The organism is Aliivibrio sifiae (genome assembly GCF_002954715.1).
Lineage (GTDB): Bacteria > Pseudomonadota > Gammaproteobacteria > Enterobacterales > Vibrionaceae > Aliivibrio > Aliivibrio sifiae.
Genome location: NZ_MSCP01000001.1, coordinates 1,159,356 through 1,180,721 on the forward strand (window position 1 = coordinate 1,159,356; position 21,366 = coordinate 1,180,721).

The window sequence follows — 21,366 nt, forward strand, 5'->3', positions numbered from 1 at the left end:
TAATACTTTAATGCAAAATAAACCTAGTTCTTACAATCGTGAAGATTTACTAGCATCAAGCCGTGGTGAATTGTTTGGTCCAAATGGTCCACAGCTACCAGCACCAAACATGTTAATGATGGATCGCATCCCTCTTATGTCTGAAACTGAAGGCCTATTTGGTAAAGGTAAAGTGATTGCTGAGCTAGATATTACTCCAGACCTTTGGTTTTTTGATTGTCACTTCCCTGGTGATCCGGTAATGCCTGGTTGTCTTGGTCTTGATGCAATGTGGCAGCTTGTTGGCTTCTTCCTTGGTTGGGTTGGTGGTCAAGGAAAAGGTCGAGCTTTAGGTGTAGGTGAAGTTAAATTTACAGGTCAAGTACTTCCTACTGCCAAAAAAGTAACGTACGAAATTGATTTTAAACGTGTTATTAACCGTAAATTAGTTATGGGCCTAGCTGATGGTCGCGTACTTGTTGACGGTAAAGAAATCTATGTTGCTAAAGATCTTAAAGTAGGTCTTTTCCAAGACACTTCTGCATTCTAATTGAATTTTAGTAATGATAAAGCTAGCAGCTTGCTGGCTTTATTTTTTTACTCTCTATTAAAGTTATAGTGCATTAGATGGGTGTCTTAGAGAAAATTAAAGCCTCATACAGAGGCTTTAATTAAAAATTCTATTTAATGTTATTATTTAAACAAACCAGAATGTTTATCATCTCTTGCGTCCCGCCAGCCCCCGAGCCAACATGAACGAGCATCCATTGATTGATATGGGCAATTCTCTGATGAACGGCCATTTAAACCCGCTTTATAACCTTGTGATTGTGCTCGTTCTAAACGGTCACGCTTTTGTCTCTTCATAGTTCAGTCCTCATAGATGGAAGCAATAATGCTTCGATAAATATACTACTTTACTATTCACACCCTTTTCCGTTAGGGTTCACCACAAACATTTATGGTGACAACATTAAGAATCGGACAAATTACAGGCTTTTTCAAGTATAAAAAAAGCCTGAAGTCTCAGATTGTGACTTCAGGCTTAATCTTATAAATCAATTTTATTTAATTCGCTTTCGCATGAAACCAAATAAACCAAGTAGTGTCAGAGCACCAAAGCCTAAACCAGCACCTTGACGTTCGCTTGCAGTGCTTTCATAAATACGAGGTTCTATATTTCGTTGAGCTTCATCGACTATAGGTACAAGCTTAACGGCAACTACCGTTTCATCACCATTACCATCATCACAATAGGCATTATGAGCAGTTGAATCATAGCCACCAGGGCACATAACTGCTGTAGCAGAAATAACACCAGCATCATTTATATCAGTTGCATCATAAATACGGTATTGGTTATTACCCGTTGTTGAACCATCATTTGTTAAATCATCAAGTAACCATGCTTTATTTTGGAATATCGCCTTTCTATCTGTAATTGCTGCCTGTTCAGTTGAATCTGTAACCTTAGATGTTAAACCATATGGGTAAATAAACGCACGTTGACGACGCTGCTTACCATCATATTCACGGTGGTTTTCTGAATCAATTCGGCCAACAATTTCATTATAGTTGTTAATACCACCCATTTCTCCGCCAACACCATTGAAGAAAATACTACCATCAGTACCATCAAAAAAGTGAGCGCTTGGTGAATTGACATTCTCAACAACAAATAGGCGATTCGCCGCTGCACCATTTTGCGGGTAGCTACCAGAGCGTTTAGCTTGGCCTACTACAACCAAATTTTTATTAATGTTTGTCGCAACTGAGTTTGTATTCGTATTATCATCACCAGCATCAACTTCAGCGCCACTAATTTGTTTTTGAGACCATGTAGCAGTCATTGGATCAGTTGAGCTAGCAACAAAAATTGTCGCATTCATATGTTGATCATTATAATTATTATAACCAACACCATAGAAAGCTGTTGTATCTATATAAAAATCACGCATGCTACCTTGTGAATAGTAATCCCCGTCCTTTTCTGAACCACCAGCTCTAGCTATAGAAATAAGGTTGGATGCATCCCAAATAGCAGGCGATGATGAATAATAATACCTATTATCCCCAACACCACTTTTAGTTGATGTACTCCCCACAACATAGGTACCATCACTAGCCCATGCTCTAGATTGAGGTTTTGTTAAAATATCAGCATTAGCAACATCTGAAAATACTTCATTACGTTTACTTGAAGTACTATAGTTGCCAATAGTATTAACGGAACCACTCGCTTTGCTAAATGAATTAATAACTGTATTTATGGCACCAGCTGGAGCTTTAGCAGTACCTTCAATAAATGCCAATGAATTAGGCGTGTCACTTCCATAAGTTTCATTAGACCAACTTGACCAACGATCAGAAGCCCAGTATTCACATGTAGCGTAACCTAATTGGAAAAAGCAATAATCTTCAAATCCATCATAATCATCTTCAATGTAACCAAATGAGTTATCCATCGCGAAAGGCACTTCTTCACGATATGAGAAGCCATCTGGGCGATCCCGAGTCTCGCCTGCTAGTTTATAGTCAGTACCAAGCCCACAATCCTTTTCAAAACATCCCTTAGGAAAAGTTGTATTATCTGCAATTGGAGACGGCTGAATCGCTGTACCATAATACTCAGATCCAGAAACTCCTGGAGTTACTTCCACCACTTTATAAAGTGCCGCTTGCGCAGGAAGCGCAGCGGACACCAAAACAGCTAATGTGGTTAATTGTAATTTACTACTCATTTAACTTCCTATTGTAGAGCTTCAAGTTCTTCCCAACGCTCGAATGCGACTTCCAACTCTTGTTCAGCTTCCGCTAAACGCCCTAAGACTTCATCTGTCTTTTTAGGATCTTGTTGGAAGAAAGACGCGTCGTTCACTTTCTCTTGAAGTTCAGTAATTTCGTTTTCTAATTTCTCTAATGTTTCAGGAAGCTGTTCAAGCTCACGCTGTAACTTATATGATAATTTCTTTGGCTTGGCCACCTGCTCTACTTTTTCAGTTTTAGCAGCAACTGGTTCAGCTTTCTCTTTTACTTTTGGAGCCATCGCATCACGAGTCGCTTGTACATTAGCACGTTGACGCTGTGCATCGTGATAGCCACCTACGAATTCTTCGATCTGGCCCTCACCTTCAAAGATCCAACTGGTCATTACTGTGTTATCAACGAACTGACGATCGTGACTTACTAATAATAATGTACCCTGATAGTTGGCAAGTAATTCTTCCAAAAGTTCCAATGTTTCGATATCTAAATCATTGGTTGGTTCATCAAGAATCAATAAATTGTTTGGACGCAGGAATAAACGCGCAAGTAATAGGCGGTTTTTCTCACCACCAGATAATGCTTTAACCGGTTGACGAGCACGTTTTGGTGAGAATAAGAAATCTTGCAAGTAGCTTAATGCATGACGCTCACGGCCACCAACAGTTACTTCTTGTTTACCATCTGCTAGGTTATCAATAACCGTTTTTTCTGGATCTAGTGCTTCACGATATTGGTCAAAGTACGCCACTTCTAATTTCGTACCACAATGCAATTTACCTGAATCCGGCTGTAGCTGGTCAAGCATCAATTTAAGTAAGGTACTCTTACCACAACCATTCGCACCAATTAGTGCAATACGGTCGCCACGCATAACATTGAAGCTGAAGTTCTTAACAATGTTTTTGCCATCAATTGAGTAATGAAGGTTTTCAGCTTCAAATACAATTTTACCTGAACGATTTGACTCATCCACTTGGATATTGGCTTTACCCATCACTTCACGGCGTTCTGAACGCTCACGACGCAATTGTTTTAATGCACGAACACGACCTTCATTACGAGTACGACGTGCTTTAATGCCTTCACGGATCCATGCTTCTTCTTGAGCAAGAACTTTATCAAACTGCGCGTTTTGATCGGCTTCTACACGTAGCGCTTCTTCTTTTGCTAGTAAGTATTCTTCATAGTTACCAGGGTAAGAAGATAAGTTACCACGGTCTAAATCAACAATACGTGTCGCCATTGATTGAATGAATGCACGGTCATGCGAGATAAAGATGATTGAGCCTTTAAAATCTTTTAAGAAAGTTTCAAGCCATTCAATCGTCGTTACGTCTAAGTGGTTGGTTGGTTCATCAAGAAGTAATACATCAGGATCAGAAACCAAAGCACGAGCTAATGCCGCCTTACGTTGCCACCCACCAGATAAATCAGTTAATAGCGTATGACCATCTAATTTCAATGATTCAAGAACTGATTGAATACGCATATCAAAATGCCACGCATTAAGGTGATCAATTTTTTCTTGAGCACGAGATAGCTTATTAATGTTTGATTCACTTGGATCAGTTTCTAACAAATCAAGAAGGCGGTGATACTCTTTTAAGTATTTACCCGCTTCAGCTAGACCTTCTGATACATAATCAAATACAGTGCCGCTTTCATTACGCGGTGGATCTTGCTCTAGGCGAGAAACCACCACATCTTGATTAATTTGAAGTTTGCCGTCATCCATAATGATGTCACCAGCAATTACTTTCATTAACGTTGATTTACCTGCACCGTTACGGCCAACTAAACACACACGCTCATTTTCTTGTAAAGCGAAATCAGATTTGTCTAATAACGGATGATCACCAAACGCTAATTGACCATTATTAATTGTAAGTAATGCCATTGTCTTCTAACCAGTTCTTTAATTGCGATATATCGAAAGGCCAATTAAGCTCAGATAAGCCATTAGCCACCACAGGTATTGTGACACCGTAACGAGAGAAAAGCTCATCGTTAAACGCAATGTCTACTGTGTCTACTTTTTCTATGTCAACACCCACCTCAACAAGCAAATCAAATGCTTGCTCGCAAAGGTGGCAGCCTTCCGTGCTATAGAGAGTAATCATTCGTCTCTAGTCTTCCTTGTGAGTAATAATCCAACAGTTATGAATGTGTTTATTACGAGCAAAATCAAGCGGCAATGTTTGCTTAGAAATATTCTTCGCTTTCAGGCCTGCTTTCTCTAGTGCTTCGTCATCCATTTTAAAGTTACGTTTGTTGTTTGAGAATACAATAGTACCGTTCTCACGTAACATACGTTTTAGGTTTTCAAGTAACATGATGTGATCACGTTGAACATCAAACGTTTGTTCCATACGCTTAGAGTTAGAGAACGTAGGTGGATCGATAAAGATTAAATCAAACTCACCTTCTGCTTGTTGTAACCACTGCAGGCAGTCTGCTTGTAAGAACTGATGCTGAGTACCCGTTTGATCATTGGTATTCATGTTCTTCTGCGCCCACTCTAGGTAAGTACGAGACATATCAATTGTCATGGTAGATTTTGCACCACCACAAGCAGCATGAACCGTAGCTGAACCAGTGTAAGCAAATAGATTTAGAAAGTCCTTCCCTGCGGCCATTTCACCAAGCATTTTACGCGTTAACTTATGATCTAAGAATAAACCCGTATCTAGATAATCTTGCAGGTTAACAATCAGTTTTACGCCGTACTCTTCAACATCAAAGTAGCGAGATTTCTCAGCCAGTTTTTGATATTGATTTTTACCTGATTGTTTTTGACGAACTTTCAAAATTACATTGTTCGTTTCTACACCCGTTACAAGCACTGTTGCACGGATCATATCAGTTAAACGACGACGAGCTTTATCTTCTGAAATCGTTTTTGGTGCCGCGTATTCTTGAATGATGATGTAATCTTTGTATACATCAATTGCCGCGTTGTAATCAGGTAAATCTGCATCATAAAGACGGTAGCAATCTAATTTTTCTTTACGAGCCCATTTACCAATCTTGCCCATATTCTTTTTAAGGCGATTCATAAATTCTGGAGCAACTTCAACATTAACTGCTTCTTTACGCTCAGCAGATTCTGTAATTGAATAGTTTTTCTGAACACATGGTAATGCGCCATTATTCAATTTAAATTGCTTATCAGCACGCATACGTAGACATGCAAGTAAATCATCGTTACTTGAATAGATTGATGCAGTACAACCACCAAACTGTTCTTTTAGTTGACGACCAAACTCACTGTACAATGCAATCAATGCAGGTTCAGTACTTAAACGCTCACCGTATGGTGGGTTACAAATCACTACGCCATTTTCAAACGCTTCTGGACGTTCAATCTTAGTTGCATCACCAACATCAAACGTAATTAAATCTTCAACACCGGCACGACGAGCATTTTCACGAGCAGTTTGAATAACACGGTAATCACGATCAAAACCATAGAAATGCGTATCAACTTTCTTAACGCCACGACGACTCTTAACGCGAGCTTCTGAACGAATTTCAGCCCAAAGCTCAGCATCAAAATCATTCAGTGCTTCAAAACACCATTTCTCACGCTTAACACCAGGAGCCATTTCACACGCCATTAATGCCGCTTCAATCAGTAATGTACCGGAACCACACATTGGATCTAATAGTGGTTTACTCTCATTCCACGTACTACGAAGAATAAGTGCCGCTGCTAATGTCTCACGAAGTGGTGCTCGCCCTGCTTCAGTACGGTAACCACGTTGATGCAAGCCTGAACCGATCAAGTCAAAACCAAGAATCCCTTTCTCTCCAGATAAACGCATATGTATACGTAAATCAGGTTCTGCCTTATCAATATTTGGACGCTCTAAATCCGCCTTTGTGAAACGGTCAACGATGGCATCTTTTACTTTTAGCGCACCGTATTGGCTATTTCGAATCTCACGGTTCGTACCGTTAAAATCCACCACCAACGTTTTATCTGCGCTGAAATAGCTAGGCCAATTAATTGCAGAAGCACCTAGATACAGATCCATATCATCACGAACATCAAACTCAGACAGAATTTGAACAAAACGAGAAGCGATACGGCTCCATAAACAACAACGATAAACAACCTCGATTGGAGCTTCAAACGTAACGCCAGCGTAAACCAATTTAGGGTCAGTAACACCAAGTGCAATAAGTTCGTCAGCGAGTAGGTTTTCAAGGCCTTTAGAAGTGATGGCTAAGTATTTTTTCATGGGATTCTTTTGGTTATTAAATTGCCTCGCATTATACATGAATCTCACTGAAAGAGGATAAATAGATCGTAGATAAATACTAAGCAAACACACTTAATTATTTCTTTTAAAACAATTAGTTATTCACTATCAGATTAATAGCCAATAAAGCTTGTTTTTATACAGAAACGTGAATTAAGTTACTTTAACGCCAGGAATCTGGACTACTCCAGTTGCTATTTATTATTGTAATTTTCCTACAAAACGAGATAAATGAGGAATCAAGTGAGAGATACCGCCACTTTACTGTTTGAAATATCAGAAATTATTATGATGTTTTTTTATACTTCTTGGCTCTAGATCTCACTTTTAAGAGATTAGAATGTAATGTATTTTCTTTTTATGAAAAGAATTTAGAGGAAAGTAGAAACGAGCAAATGCTCATTAAGCTATCCATATAAAAGACAAAGGTATGTTTTTAGGGTAGATAAAGAGTGACAGTTTGAATTTAGAAGGGGTTAAGCGATAAAAATGGCGAGGTGTTTTATTCGTAAACTAGCCTACCAATGCATAGTAAGCTGAATTCACAACCTGCATTTTAGCCATGCGATCATGCATCACTTTAATAGGTTCACAAAATGCCATGTATTTAATAGGATTAAGAGCAAACGAGTCCATATCGACTAGCATACACATACTCGCGCATTCATAGTTTTCAACAATAATGAAGTGCCCTTCCCCTAAATCATTCTTAAGTGAAACAATTTCACCTTCTTCAGGAGAATAGCCAACACCTTGTGGCTCGAAGAACCAGCTTTTAGGTAGCATGGGCTTATGAAAGCGTTTAGCTGCGACACAGTTAAGCGCTAGCTCAACCTTACGCGGTTCAGAAAGTGGTAAATAAGAAATGTGTTCTACAAACATTTGGTAGGCAGAGGCATCATCAACAGAGAATTTACACTCATCAAAAGCACTATCAATAAGTACTTTATAAGGCAAGTTAACACGGAATACCATGTCCATACCTAAATCGAGCATTAGAGATTGTGCTTTATTGTCGTAATACCAGTTCCATGTATCACTTGGTTTAAGCATTATCATTTCTCTCTTGAAAAAATGGGAAGAATCCCTTCGATAGCCAATCACCAATTACTGCAAATTATGCTGAAAATTCATGTATGTTTTCAGTCAAAAATAATACTGGTGCAATTAATCGTTAATTTTACAAGAGGTTAGCAATAAAAAAAGGGGAAATTTTCATTCCCCCTTCCGTTTGAATAGTCTGTAAGCAACTTTCGCTACTTTTTATAACAATTATATATTGTTTACAATATCTTTAACTAATGCAGGACCTTTATAAATGAAGCCGGAATAGACTTGAACCAGATCTGCACCAGCCATCATCTTCTCTTTTGCCGCAACATAAGAGTCAACACCACCTACCCCAATGATAGGTAAAGAATCACCAAGCAATTCTTTAAGACGACGAACTACTTCAGTACTGCGAGTTTGAACAGGACGACCACTTAAGCCTCCCATCTCTTCTGCATGCTTCATACCTTCAACCATTGAGCGATCTAATGTTGTATTCGTTGCAATCACACCGTCAATTTTATACTTCATTAAAGAATCAGCGATTTGAGATAATTCATTATCATCTAAATCAGGGGCAATCTTCAGAGCGATAGGTACATACTTACCGTATTTATCAGCTAACTCTTTTTGCTTCTCTTTTAACTGAGAAAGAAGATCATCTAATGCTTCACCGTATTGAAGAGTACGAAGTCCTGGAGTGTTTGGTGATGAGATATTAATCGCAATGTAGCCTGCGTATTGATATACCTTCTCCATACAAATTAAGTAATCTTCTGTACCCTTTTCAATTGGTGTATCTTTATTCTTACCAATGTTAATACCAATAACACCGTCAAATTTTGCTTTCTTTACATTCTCAACTAAATTATCAACACCAAGGTTATTAAAACCCATACGATTAATAATACCTTCCGCTTCAATAAGACGGAATAAACGTGGCTTGTCATTACCCGCTTGAGGACGAGGAGTTACCGTACCGACCTCAATAAAACCAAAACCCATCGCGCCAAATGCTTCAATACATTCGCCGTTCTTATCAAGACCAGCAGCAAGACCGAGAGGGTTTTTAAATTGAATGCCCATAACTTCGACAGGTTTCGAAGCTAATTTTTGACGATAGAAAATATCAAGTGGAGTGCCGGTAAAGCGTTTGAAATTTTGAATAGCTAAATCATGTGCTTTTTCAGCATCAAGTTTGAAAATGCCAGCTCTGGCGATGCGGTATAACATTGTAGCTCCAAAAAAAGTCCCGAATAAACGGGGAGTCATTATTCACTGATTTTATTAACAATTCAAACTTAATCGTACTTTATTCATCATTATTTATTGCAATCTAAAAGCTCACTATTGCCTACGAGTATATAAATTCAATAAAATTGCTTATTAATATGCTTAAATACAAAATTTCTCGGGGAAATAAAAAGAGAAAGTGAATAAAAAATCACTTTCTCTTTTATTATGCAAACGTTTAGCTAAGAGTACTAAACCTCATTAACATTAATTTCCTGCGTGTGAAGAACAGCTTAAATTCAACAAAGTTAACTCTCTTAATGCCACAGAGAATTTCGCAAATTCATGAACCGAACCTACTTTGAACTCATTTAAAATGTTGTCCCAGCGCCCTACCGATGCCATGTTCTTTTTACACCAGTCTTCTATCGCATTTTCAACTGAATCACTGTCTTTATACTCATCAAGTACAAGTTGAGTTAATTGACGTTGCTGCCAATCTAGATCTTCACGGAAAGAAGCGCGAGCTAATGCTTGCCAGTGGTTATCAACACCTTGGTTATTAATTTGTTTCAAGAACCAATGCAGTGATAGTTTATCGCCCAATACATAATACAAACGAGCAGAAGTAGATACAGGTTTCTCTGTCACTTCAGCAACAGCTGAGATATCCATTGCAGAGTACAAGCTACTTAAACGCGCTAATACATTACCCAGTTCACACGGAACTCCCATTTCCAGATAGTGATTTGCTTGTTCAATATGCTCAACGACTTCATCGTTTACCAAATAGCTATCCAGGTTCATTTTAATATCATCAACCGCTGGTTTATATTTCGCTATCAGCTCTTGAATCGTCATTTTTTGTGAACCATTACGCAATAGCCAGCGTGCTACTCGACGGATGGTTCTACGCATAGTAAAGAACGCATCATACTGTGCTTCTGTAGTAGCTATATTATCTAAGCTACGGATTTCTTTAAATAAATCACCGAACTCGAAAATAGCTCGTGTTGCAGAATACGCATTGGTTATATCTGTGACGCTGTAACCTGTTTCTTCTTGCATACGCGTGATGAAGTTACAGCCCATTTCATTAACCATTTGGTTTGCTAGACAGGTAGCAATGATTTCTGAACGTAACGGATGATTATCCATTTCAGACTTATAGTTACGCTGTAACTCTGTTGGGAAGTAAGTTGTCAACAAATCAGCATGATATGGATTATTTGCTATCTCATCACAGGCTAACTGCTCTTTAAGCACCATTTTTCCGTAAGCAACAAGAACAGAAAGCTCAGGACGAGTTAATGCTTGCCCTATTTTCTCACGCTCAGTTAATGTTTCATCATCTGGAATAAACTCTAACCCACGATCTAATTGACCTTGCTTCTCTAAGTGATGGATGAAACGGATCTGCTCTTTGACTAATGACGTGCCTTGTTGCTCTGTCACAGAGATCGATTCAGCTTGGCAATAAGCATCGTCAAGAACAATATCACCTACTTCATCTTCCATTTTCTGTAATAATACATTACGTTGCTTGTAAGTAAGATCACCATTAGCAACCAGACCATTAAGCAGGATCTTAATGTTTACTTCATTATCAGAACAGTCAACACCACCTACATTATCAACAAAATCGGTATTAACACGACCACCTTTTAAGCCATATTCAATACGACCCAATTGAGTCATACCCAGGTTACCGCCTTCACCAACTACTTTCGCATTTAGCTCTGAACCATTGATACGTAAGGAATCATTAGCACGATCACCTACATCTGCGCTGGTCTCTTTACTTGATTTAACGTAAGTACCTATGCCGCCATTCCACAACAGATCAACATCCATTTTCAAGATCATCTGAATGAGATCATTTGGCGCTAATGACTGTTTACGAGTTCCTAGCATCTTCTGAATTTCAGGAGAAAGATCTATCGACTTAGCTCGACGAGAGAATATACCACCACCTTGAGAAATCAGATCTTTATTATAATCTTCCCAACTTGAGCGAGGCAGTTCAAATAAACGAGCACGTTCCGGCCATGTTATTTCAGCATTTGGATTAGGGTCGATGAAGATATGCATATGGTTAAACGCCGCTTGAAGGCGAATATGTTTAGATAGCAACATACCATTACCAAACACATCACCGGCCATATCACCAACACCAGCAACGGTGAAATCAGTCGTTTGGCAATCAATATCCATTTCACGGAAATGACGTTTAACAGATTCCCACGCCCCTTTTGCAGTAATACCCATGGCCTTATGGTCATAACCATTAGAGCCACCTGAAGCAAAAGCATCGCCTAACCAAAAATTATATTCATCTGATACTGAGTTTGCTAAATCAGAGAATGTTGCCGTTCCTTTATCTGCTGCAACAACCAAATACGGGTCATCATCATCATGACGAACGACGTTATGTGGCGGAACAACTTCACCTTCAATAATGTTATCCGATACATCCAATAGCGCACGAATAAATTGCTTATAACAACGTTGACCTTCAGCAAAAATATCATCACGCGTAGTAAAGTTATGTTGCTTCTTACAAACAAACCCGCCTTTTGCTCCAACTGGAACAATAACCGTGTTTTTAACTTGTTGTGCTTTTACAAGACCAAGAACTTCGGTACGGAAATCTTCTTGACGATCTGACCAACGTAATCCACCACGCGCCACTTTACCACCACGCAAATGCACACCTTCAATATCAGGCGCATAAACAAAGATCTCAAAAGCAGGCACTGGTGCTGGAATTTCAGGGATATTCGATGGTTGTAGTTTCAGTGATAACCATGGCTTAGGTTGACCATTTTCACATACTTGATAATAGTTAGTACGAAGCGTCGCAACAATCATCTCTACATAACGGCGAATGATACGGTCATCATCTAAACTTTCTACTTTATCTAAACTCTCATAGATAGCATCAAGCTGTTTTTTCTCTTTCTTCTCAGACCAAGCTGCGGAAGGATCAAAGCGAAGCTCAAAAAGATTAACTACGGATACTGCAAGTTTAGCGTGCGTTGATAAGGTATCTTCAATGTATTGTTGACTGAATGGGAAGCCTACTTGGCGCATATAGCGAGCATAAGCACGTAAGATAGTGACTTCACGCCCAGATAAGCCAGCCCCTAAGACTAAGCGGTTAAAGCCATCGCTTTCTAATTGACCACCCCAAATTTGAGCAAATGCTTCTTGAAAACGGCAACGAGCTTGACGTAAATCAACGTCTTCCGAACCATTATGGATCATAGAGAAATCCAAGATCCAATCAACAGATCCATCACTCTTCTTAACGCTGTATGGTGATTCACCAATTACTCGTAATCCTAGATTTTCAAGCATAGGCATTACATCAGATAAATGGATGGGCTCATCACGATGAAATAGTTTTAACTTAACGTTAGCTGAACCTTTTTTCTCTTCTTGTGGACGATAGAATAACATCCCCAATTTATTGTCATCACTCAGCAACTCCAGAAGCTCGATATCTGCAACAGCAGACCCAGGAAGTGTCGCTTCTTTATATGAGCGAGGGAAAGCTCGTTGGTACTTCTTCGCAATTGCAGTACCAGTACTTTCACCTAAATTAGCAACGATCACATCACACAAACGATCATCCCAAGTAGAAGCCGCTTCCATTAGATTATTTTCAATATCTTTCACATTAATGTCGCCGTTATTATTATCTACACGAACAATATAATGAGTTCTTGCTAAAGCACTCTCAGAGAAGAACGTCGTGAATTCAACTTCTTGATCTGAACCAAAGTAATTCTTCAGAATACGCTGAGTTTGACGGCGAAGTTCAGTGTTATAACGCTCTTTAGTTACATATACCATGCATGAAAAGAAGCGGCCGAACGGATCACGACGCACAAATAAACGCAATAAATCACGATCTTGCATCTTAACCACACCAGTCCCCACTTCAAGCATCTCTTCTTCCGTTGCTTGGAATAGCTCATCACGTGGATACGTTTCAAACAAATTGGTTAATGCTTTAAAAGAATGTGAGCCTTTGATGTATTGGCTTGACTCTAGAATACGCTCTACTTTATTACTCAGAAGAGGAATGTTAGACACACTTTGGTTATAAGCTGTTGAAGTATAAAGACCAGTAAAGCGATGTTCACCGACAACTTTTCCTTCTTTATTCAATCGTTTAATACCAATATAATCCGTATAGGCTGGGCGATGAATTCGAGATTTGGTATTTGATTTGGTTAAAATCAATAAATCTGATTTTTTCGCTGCTGCACGTGCAGAAGATGGCATTTCAGATAACTTCGTGGTACTAATTCTTGAATCTAACGAGAATAGGCCTAACCCCGTTTCTGGTGTTGGAGTCAATTCATGATCACCTTCTACGGCAACCAAATCAAAGTTCTTGTACCCCATTAATGTGAAATTATGATTTTGTAACCAAGTTAAAAATTCAATAGCTTCATTAACTTGTTCTTTTTCAACCGGAGAATCATTTGCTTGAAGCTCTAGAATAACCTCTGTCAATTTTTCGGACATTGGCTTCCATTCATTCACTACACGGCGAATATCGTCTAGTACTAATATTAATTCAGCTTGGAGAGCTTCCATTTCAGAAGCATCATTTAAATGATCAACCTCGAAGTGGAAAAGAGTTTGTTGCATTTTTCCATCGCTGCTACAGATCGAAATAATCTCACCGTTTTCATCGCGTGTAAAACAATGTGGACCATGCAGCATAAAATGACTGGTCATATCAAGACGAGTTAATGCCATTTTAACGGAATCAACTAAGAAAGGACTGTCCGGCGTTACAATCTCAACCACGCTATGAGTTGATTGCCAGCCATCTTGGCTTAATGTTGGGTTAAAAACACGAACCGAAATATCAGACAAATTAACATCTGATAAGTGATTCCAAAGACTAAGAGTTGCGCCATACATATCGGATTCATTACGCTGTTGTAAATCATCATCATCAATATTGGCAAATAAACGCTGAGCAAGTTGCGTTACTAAGGATTGTTGAGGCATTTCAAGCTTTTCAGCAATTAGAGCGTACACTTTCTCAAGTAGTACTGGAACGATAGGATCACGCGTCGTCATAAAGCGAATGCTCCGTTTCTTATGATTAGAATTATTTTATCAATCACAGTAAGTAAGAGTTCAGAAATAGCGAAGGAAAAATACTTGAGAACAAGACGGAATTTTTCGATAAGTAGTTACTCTACAATCAAAAATTTCACGCAGTTATCGAGTGTTTTAACAAGCTAAGATGACCTGTTATTTGCTACGATTGATATATATAGTGTAGCAGTTGAAACTGCTTATGCGCCTCATATTGTAAGGATAATATGACTGAAACGTTATGAATTTTTTGCGTGCTAGAGGCTTTATAGTTAGAAATGTGATTAAGGTAGAGGTTTATCCTATCTGCTCAAGATTTACAAAACGATTATTTTGGTCAACCGTCAAACGAAAGCGACCTTTCACTCCCAATTGAGTTAAAAACGCGCGAAACCGTGATGCTGGTAACTGAAGTTTTAACCCTTGTTCTGTCACGACAAACACTGTACTGGCCGTACCAGAATAGTGACTTAGAAAGGATTGGTAACTGACATTAACTCGGAAGTAATAAAACGTATTCATGATTTAAATAAGTACACTAACTCTGTAAGAAGAAAACGAAGTATAAAGAAAAAATAAAAAATGGTCAGCATAAAATACTGACCATTTTACCTTTAGATCATATTAAGATCGCACTATTATGCTAATGCTTTTGTTACTTTCTCAAAAAGATCTTTAGCTAGATTATCTAGATCCGCTAAGCGCTGTAATTGCTCTTTCATTAGCGTTTGGCGATCACTATCGTATTTCTTAAACTTCAATAATGGATCAATTAAACGCGAAGCAACTTGTGGATTACTCACATTAAGATCAAGTAATATATTACCTAAAAATGCGTAACCTTTACCCGATTTACTGTGAAAATTCACCGCATTACTAGCAGCAAATGAGCCAATCAAGCTACGGATACGGTTCGGGTTTTTTAAGCTAAACGCTTTATGATTCATCGTTTCTTTAATAGTAGATAAAGCTTCAATATTTGGGTTTGAACCTTGTAAAATGAACCACTTATCCATAACTAAGCCATCATGAGACCATTTTTCACTAAAATCATTCATTAACGTTTCACGAATAGAAAGCTCTGCTGAATTAGCAGAAACCATCGCCGCCATAGTGTCGGTCATGTTATCTGCACTATTATATTGAGCTTCAACTAATGACTCACCAACATCTGTTTTTGCTAAATAACTTAGCGCGCAATTTCGTAAAGATCGTTTACCAATCGCATCATGATCTACAGAATAAATTTCTTGTTTCAAACTGTGATAAGTTGCAGAAAACTCATCTTTAAGATCTCTTGCTAATGTCTGTTTAATAAAACCAAGCGCTTTATCAATCGCATCAACATCAACCGTATCAAACCAGCCTGTAATTTCATTATGATTTGGCAATACAAACATTTCAGCAATAAAGGCATGGTCTAATTCTGCATTTAATAATACACCGCGGAAAGCATCGACAACAACTTCAGGCAAAACTAATGATTCATTATTTTGAACATGAGTTATGTTCGCACGAATATAGTTTGCAAGTAGCATTTGCCCTGCATCCCAACGAGCGAAATCATTTTTAGCATGGATCATTAAGAAAATTAATTCTTCATCACTATAAGCATAATTTAATTTAACTGGCGCTGAAAACTCACGAAGTAAAGAAACGACAGGCTTTTCAGAAACATCTTGGAAAACAAACGTTTGTTGTTCTTCAACTATATTTAATACATTACCAATATTTTCATTGTTACAGCGTAACTCCATTACTGCTCCATCTCGTGTATAAAGCTCAATATCTAATGGAATATGTAATGCTGATTTTTCAGTTTGATCTTCTGTTGCCGGTGTATGCTGTTTCACTGTTAAAGCATATTCTTGTTTTACTTCATCGTATTCAGAAGTAACCGATAAAACAGGCGTACCCGACTGACTGTACCAAAGACGGAACTGAGTCAAATCAATTCCAGATGCATTTTCCATTGCTAATACAAAATCTTCACAAGTTGCAGCAGTACCATCATGGCGTTCGAAATAAAGTTTCATCCCTTTTTGGAAATTTACTTCGCCCAATAAAGTATGCATCATACGAATTACTTCACTGCCCTTTTCATATACCGTCAACGTATAGAAGTTATTCATTTCTATTACTTTTTCTGGGCGAATTGGGTGTGCCATTGGGCTCGCATCTTCGGCAAATTGCGGGCCACGCATAATACGTACATTATTAATTCGGTTTACAGAACGAGAACCTAAATCTGATGAGAACTCTTGATCACGAAAAACCGTTAAGCCTTCTTTTAAACTTAATTGAAACCAGTCACGACAAGTAACACGGTTACCAGTCCAGTTGTGGAAATACTCATGACCAATTACTGCTTCAATACCTAAATAATCAGTATCCGTTGCCGTTTCTTGTTTTGCTAATACAAATTTAGAGTTAAATACATTTAGACCTTTATTTTCCATTGCGCCCATATTGAAGAAATCAACAGCAACAATCATATAAATATCAAGGTCATACTCAAGGTCAAAGCGATCCTCATCCCATTTCATTGAGTTGATTAGAGATGTCATAGCATGAGGTGTACGATCTAAATTTCCTTGATCGACATAGATTTCAAGCGCAACATCACGACCAGATTTAGTTTTATAAGTATCTGTTAATACATCAAAATTACCTGCTACTAATGCAAAAAGATACGCCGGTTTTGGAAATGGGTCTTGCCAATGAACAAAGTGCTTGCCGTCATCAAGGTCACCATGACTTACACGGTTACCATTACTTAATAAATGTGGATACGCTTTTTTATCTGCAATTACTTTTGTCGTAAAACGCGCCAGCACATCTGGACGATCTAAATAATAAGTGATGCGACGAAAGCCTTCTGCTTCACACTGCGTACAAAAGCCATCACCTGATTTATATAATCCTTCAAGAGCTGTATTTTCTTGTGGATTAACTTCCGTCACAATAGCTAATGTAAAATCACCACTCACATTATGAATGGTTAGCTGTGTGTCAGTTTGAGTATAATCATCATGATCAACATCGTTAATTTTCAACGACACTAATGTCATCCCTTCTCCTTCAAGAAGCAGATCGGTTGATTTTTTTAGTTGCTGTACTTTTGAGGTCGCTGATATAAATGTGTTTGTATCATCAAGATCAAAAACTAAATCGATGTCTGAAATGGTAAATTCTGGAGATTGATAATCACTGCGAAATTTAGCCTGAGGTTGTTGGCTCATAATATATCCTTATGATGTCTATCACTAATGAATGAATACAAATAGATATCTAGTGATAGTTACTAATTAACCCAACTATTTTCGCACAAGATCTAATAAGAATGTTAATTAAAAGTGGTATAGACTCATATTTCTATCCTGAGAGTCACATTATTCTCTTTGTAATAAAGCGTACATTCCAAACTGTTCATTTTTCAATTCAAAAATTCCCTCATTAATTATAAACGTAGATTCTTGCTCGCCATCTTCATACAGTAAAACTAAATCATCATCTTCAAAATAATAATAGCCTACCTGCTGATTCCGTTTTCCAGTTTCTGAAATCACTTCAAGTAAAAAGACAAAATCTGATCGTAACTTTAAATTTAAAGATTCGATATTACTTACCATAATATCTTCGCCAGAAACTAGTTTTGAATTCCATGACCCTATCATTCTTTCTGGTACCACTTTAAAAAACTCAACACCATTTAAGTACAAGCGATTATGACTTACTTGATAATGATAAACTTGTGATTCGTCTTCCCTTCCTTCAAAACGGATACTATCTTGAGAAATTTCAAATGTCCCTTTCCATTCTTCAACAGTATTAGAAGATGTTTCAATCATTTCAATCGTAAATTCATTAGCAGAATTTAATGCAATATGAAGAACATCATAATCATTCTCTACATGAGCAGGTTTAAAAAAATACCAATCACCAATAAGAAATGGATTTTCAAAATAAGTTAGTGATTTATTCTCGAGCTCAACCTTTGCATTAGATACAAATGGACTCATAAAGAAGAGTAATATAAATAAGGTCATCAACTTCATAACAAGACTCCAAACAAGATAGAGAATATGTATTTACTCTCATACTTTAAGCCTAGATGAAATTTAACTAATTTGCTGTTTTTTAGACATAAAAAAACAGAAGTCATTATAACTTCTGTTTTTAGCTTATATCTAAGATTAATCTTTTTGATTCATTAACGCTAAATCAATCGTAATCGAAACCGCTTCATCTAAATAAGCATCTGGAACTTCATAATCTTTCGGGATATCATCAAGATTTTTAAATTCTTCTTCTTTAAGAAGTTTTTGTCTCTCATTCACTCGCGTAAGACGACGAACATCAGCCTCATCACTTTCTTTCTCACGAACTTTCTTATTCAATGAAATTGAAGTGATGTCTTTATCTGCTTTATAACGGGCAATGTCTTCTTGAATAAATCCGAATTCTTCGTCCGTTTTAATTCGCTCAACATGTTTTTTCGCTAATGGTTCAATTGTATTTGCAATCTGATTAGTTTGAGCATAACTTGCTGCTTTAATGCTATCCCAAGGGAGTGCATTATCTTCAACACTTTCACCAGTTTCTTTTGGGTCAATCGCGGTTGGGAATGCAATATCAGGAACAACACCTAAATTTTGCGTACTACCACCATTAATTCTATAGAATTTCTGAATTGTGTATTGAACATGACCAAGTGGCTTATCAAACAGATCATAAATATGATTTAATGAACGGTGCTGCTGAACAGTACCTTTACCAAATGAATTTTCACCTAAAATCACAGCACGGCCATAATCTTGCATTGCTGCAGCAAAAATTTCAGAGGCAGATGCACTGTAGCGATTGACTAATACTGTCATTGGACCAGTATATGAAATCTCACCATCAGTATCAGCATTAACATTTACTCGTCCATAACTATCACGAACTTGAACTACAGGACCTGAAGTAATAAATAATCCAGATAATGCGGTTGCTTCTGTTAACGCACCACCACCATTGTTACGTAAATCAACAATAATGCCGGTAATATCTTGTTCTTTCAGTTCAGCAATCTGTTTTTTCGTATCTTCGGCTAACCCAACATAAAAGCTAGGTACTTCTAACACACCTACTTTCTTGCCGTTTTGCTCAATGACTTCAGATTTAACTGCTCTATCTTCTAAACGGATTTTATCTCGAACAATTGTGACAGTGTGACTTTTTGAATCATTACCTTCTGGTAAGATATCAAGCTTCACTTTTGTCCCTTTTGGTCCTTTGATAAGTTGAACAACATCATCTAAACGCCATCCAATTACATCAACGATTTTTTCACCTTCTTGTCCAACACCGATAATTCGATCGCCTTCAGAAAGTTGTTTACTCGTTAATGCAGGCCCGCCCGCAACTAAAGAACGAATAACCGTATAATCATCCGTTGCTTGTAATACTGCACCGATCCCTTCTAATGAAAGATTCATTTCAGATTGGAATTGCTCAGCATTACGAGGAGATAGATAACTGGTATGAGGATCAACTTCACGCGCAAACGCATTAATGTAAAGTTGGAACGCATCTTCATTATGACTTTGAGTCAAACGCTTAAGCGCATTATTATAACGTTTACCTAACATCTCTTGGATTTCAGGCCAATCTTTACCTGTCATAGACAGATTAAGAGCGTCATATTTAACACGTTTACGCCACAGTTCATTTAATTCAGCTTCATCTTTTGGCCAAGCCGCTTCAGAGCGATCAAGTTCAAGAGATTCATCAACCGCATAATCGAACTCTTTATCTAAAAGAGATAGCGCATAAACATAACGTTCAAAGCGACGTTTGAGTGATAAGTTATAGATATCAAAAGCAGCTTGAGAATCACCTACTTTTAATTGATCATCTAACTTAGTTGATAATGGGGCGAATGAAGTAAGATCGGCTTGAGTAAATATATTACGATTGTAATCAAGCATGTCTAAATATCGCTCATAAATGGCAACTGAAAAGTCGTCATCCAATGAGAAATGCTTGTAATGAGAACGTGTAAAACGAGAAGTAACACGCTTACTCGCAGTTGAATGCTGCGTTTCTGCGGTTAATACAGGTAAGTCCGTTTCTGAATACTTGGCTTCGAGAACCTTAGCTTCAAGTGCGTGTGCAGACGCTGCTAGCATAACGCCAGCAGCAATCAGCGAGACTCTAAATCGACAATTCATGCGTCGGGAGTGCTCCTTTATGAACGAAGATTCTCCGCTTTAACAACCATTTGCAGGCCGTTCGATAAGCGAATTCGTACATCATCCTTGTTAATTTCAACGATTGTCGCAGGCATATTACCTTTACCCATGTTCACGCTTACGTTGTTACCAACAGTAATTTCATCTGCGTTTAGAGCACGAGTTTCAACTGGCTGTTCTACTTTTTTCGCAGCAGCAGGTTGAGGGCGACGCTTAGGTGGAGTAGCAGCACGAGCTGTTTTCTTAGCTTTTGCTTCTTCTCTTACTTTTTTAGCTTGCTCTTTACGACGAGCAGCTACTTTTGCTTTGCTCTCTTCAAGAGTAGCTTTAGCGTGTTCAATGTGCTCTTCTTCTAGTTCACCACAAGGGTTACCATCTAAATCAACACGAGATGCGCCCGGCTTAACACCGTGTAGGTAACGCCAAGAAGATGTGTATTGACGTAAACCAGCACGTAGCTGAGTTTTACTTACTTTAGGATCATCGCTTAAACGCTCAGATAAGTCTTGGAAGATACCAATTTTAAGAGGTTTAGCTTCGCCTTCTAAGATAAAGCATTTCGGGAAGCGTTCAGCAATGTATGCAATTACTTCTTTGCTGTTCGCTAATTTTTCAGAGTTTTCCATGTAGTTTCCTGATAGTACGGTTTAGCCCGTATTTAGGTGTATTTCTAGTAAAGATATTCCGCTATTATAGATACTTAAGCG

The 21,366-nt window shown here is 38.0% G+C and carries 14 protein-coding genes; 1 reads left to right on the forward strand and 13 read right to left on the reverse strand.

The window, feature by feature from the left end:
• Positions 1-10 precede the first annotated feature (10 nt).
• Positions 11-529: a bifunctional 3-hydroxydecanoyl-ACP dehydratase/trans-2-decenoyl-ACP isomerase gene (fabA, locus tag BTO23_RS05180; RefSeq protein ID WP_060990979.1), complete on the forward strand. Its 519-nt coding sequence runs from the start codon at positions 11-13 to the stop codon at positions 527-529.
• 143 nt (positions 530-672) lie between these two features.
• Here the strand turns inward: fabA and rmf are convergent, their stop codons facing one another.
• From rmf to proQ, 13 genes are all read right to left on the reverse strand, one after another.
• The gene (rmf, locus tag BTO23_RS05185) at positions 673-846 is read right to left on the reverse strand and encodes a ribosome modulation factor (protein WP_060990978.1); all 174 of its coding nucleotides are present in this window, start codon (positions 844-846) and stop codon (positions 673-675) included.
• Positions 847-1,043: 197 nt separating this feature from the next.
• Entirely contained in the window at positions 1,044-2,720 is a 1,677-nt protein-coding gene (locus tag BTO23_RS05190; RefSeq protein WP_105063087.1) for a DUF3466 family protein, read from the reverse strand.
• 8 nt (positions 2,721-2,728) lie between these two features.
• Entirely contained in the window at positions 2,729-4,642 is a 1,914-nt protein-coding gene (locus BTO23_RS05195) for an ABC transporter ATP-binding protein (RefSeq protein WP_060990976.1), read from the reverse strand.
• Complete coding sequence (locus tag BTO23_RS05200; protein ID WP_060990975.1) at positions 4,623-4,865, reverse strand: glutaredoxin family protein; 243 nt, start codon at positions 4,863-4,865, stop codon at positions 4,623-4,625. Before BTO23_RS05200 ends, BTO23_RS05195 begins: the two co-directional genes overlap by 20 nt.
• A gap of 6 nt (positions 4,866-4,871) precedes the next feature.
• Positions 4,872-6,989: a bifunctional 23S rRNA (guanine(2069)-N(7))-methyltransferase RlmK/23S rRNA (guanine(2445)-N(2))-methyltransferase RlmL gene (rlmKL, locus tag BTO23_RS05205; protein ID WP_105063088.1), complete on the reverse strand. Its 2,118-nt coding sequence runs from the start codon at positions 6,987-6,989 to the stop codon at positions 4,872-4,874.
• A gap of 534 nt (positions 6,990-7,523) precedes the next feature.
• Positions 7,524-8,063 (reverse strand): cell division protein ZapC, encoded by a 540-nt coding sequence (locus BTO23_RS05210; RefSeq protein WP_060990973.1) that lies wholly within the window; start codon positions 8,061-8,063, stop codon positions 7,524-7,526.
• A gap of 219 nt (positions 8,064-8,282) precedes the next feature.
• The gene (gene pyrD, locus BTO23_RS05215; RefSeq protein ID WP_060990972.1) at positions 8,283-9,293 is read right to left on the reverse strand and encodes a quinone-dependent dihydroorotate dehydrogenase; all 1,011 of its coding nucleotides are present in this window, start codon (positions 9,291-9,293) and stop codon (positions 8,283-8,285) included.
• Between the two features lie 267 nt (positions 9,294-9,560).
• Complete coding sequence (locus BTO23_RS05220; RefSeq protein WP_105063089.1) at positions 9,561-14,399, reverse strand: NAD-glutamate dehydrogenase; 4,839 nt, start codon at positions 14,397-14,399, stop codon at positions 9,561-9,563.
• Positions 14,400-14,717: 318 nt separating this feature from the next.
• Complete coding sequence (locus tag BTO23_RS05225; RefSeq protein ID WP_081091543.1) at positions 14,718-14,942, reverse strand: DUF2835 domain-containing protein; 225 nt, start codon at positions 14,940-14,942, stop codon at positions 14,718-14,720.
• A gap of 116 nt (positions 14,943-15,058) precedes the next feature.
• The gene (gene pepN, locus BTO23_RS05230) at positions 15,059-17,662 is read right to left on the reverse strand and encodes an aminopeptidase N (protein WP_105063090.1); all 2,604 of its coding nucleotides are present in this window, start codon (positions 17,660-17,662) and stop codon (positions 15,059-15,061) included.
• A 150-nt stretch (positions 17,663-17,812) separates the two neighbouring features.
• Entirely contained in the window at positions 17,813-18,478 is a 666-nt protein-coding gene (locus tag BTO23_RS05235) for a hypothetical protein (protein WP_061002336.1), read from the reverse strand.
• A gap of 138 nt (positions 18,479-18,616) precedes the next feature.
• Entirely contained in the window at positions 18,617-20,638 is a 2,022-nt protein-coding gene (gene prc / locus BTO23_RS05240; RefSeq protein ID WP_061036697.1) for a carboxy terminal-processing peptidase, read from the reverse strand.
• Positions 20,639-20,655: 17 nt separating this feature from the next.
• The gene (gene proQ / locus BTO23_RS05245) at positions 20,656-21,285 is read right to left on the reverse strand and encodes an RNA chaperone ProQ (protein WP_060990967.1); all 630 of its coding nucleotides are present in this window, start codon (positions 21,283-21,285) and stop codon (positions 20,656-20,658) included.
• Positions 21,286-21,366 lie beyond the last annotated feature (81 nt).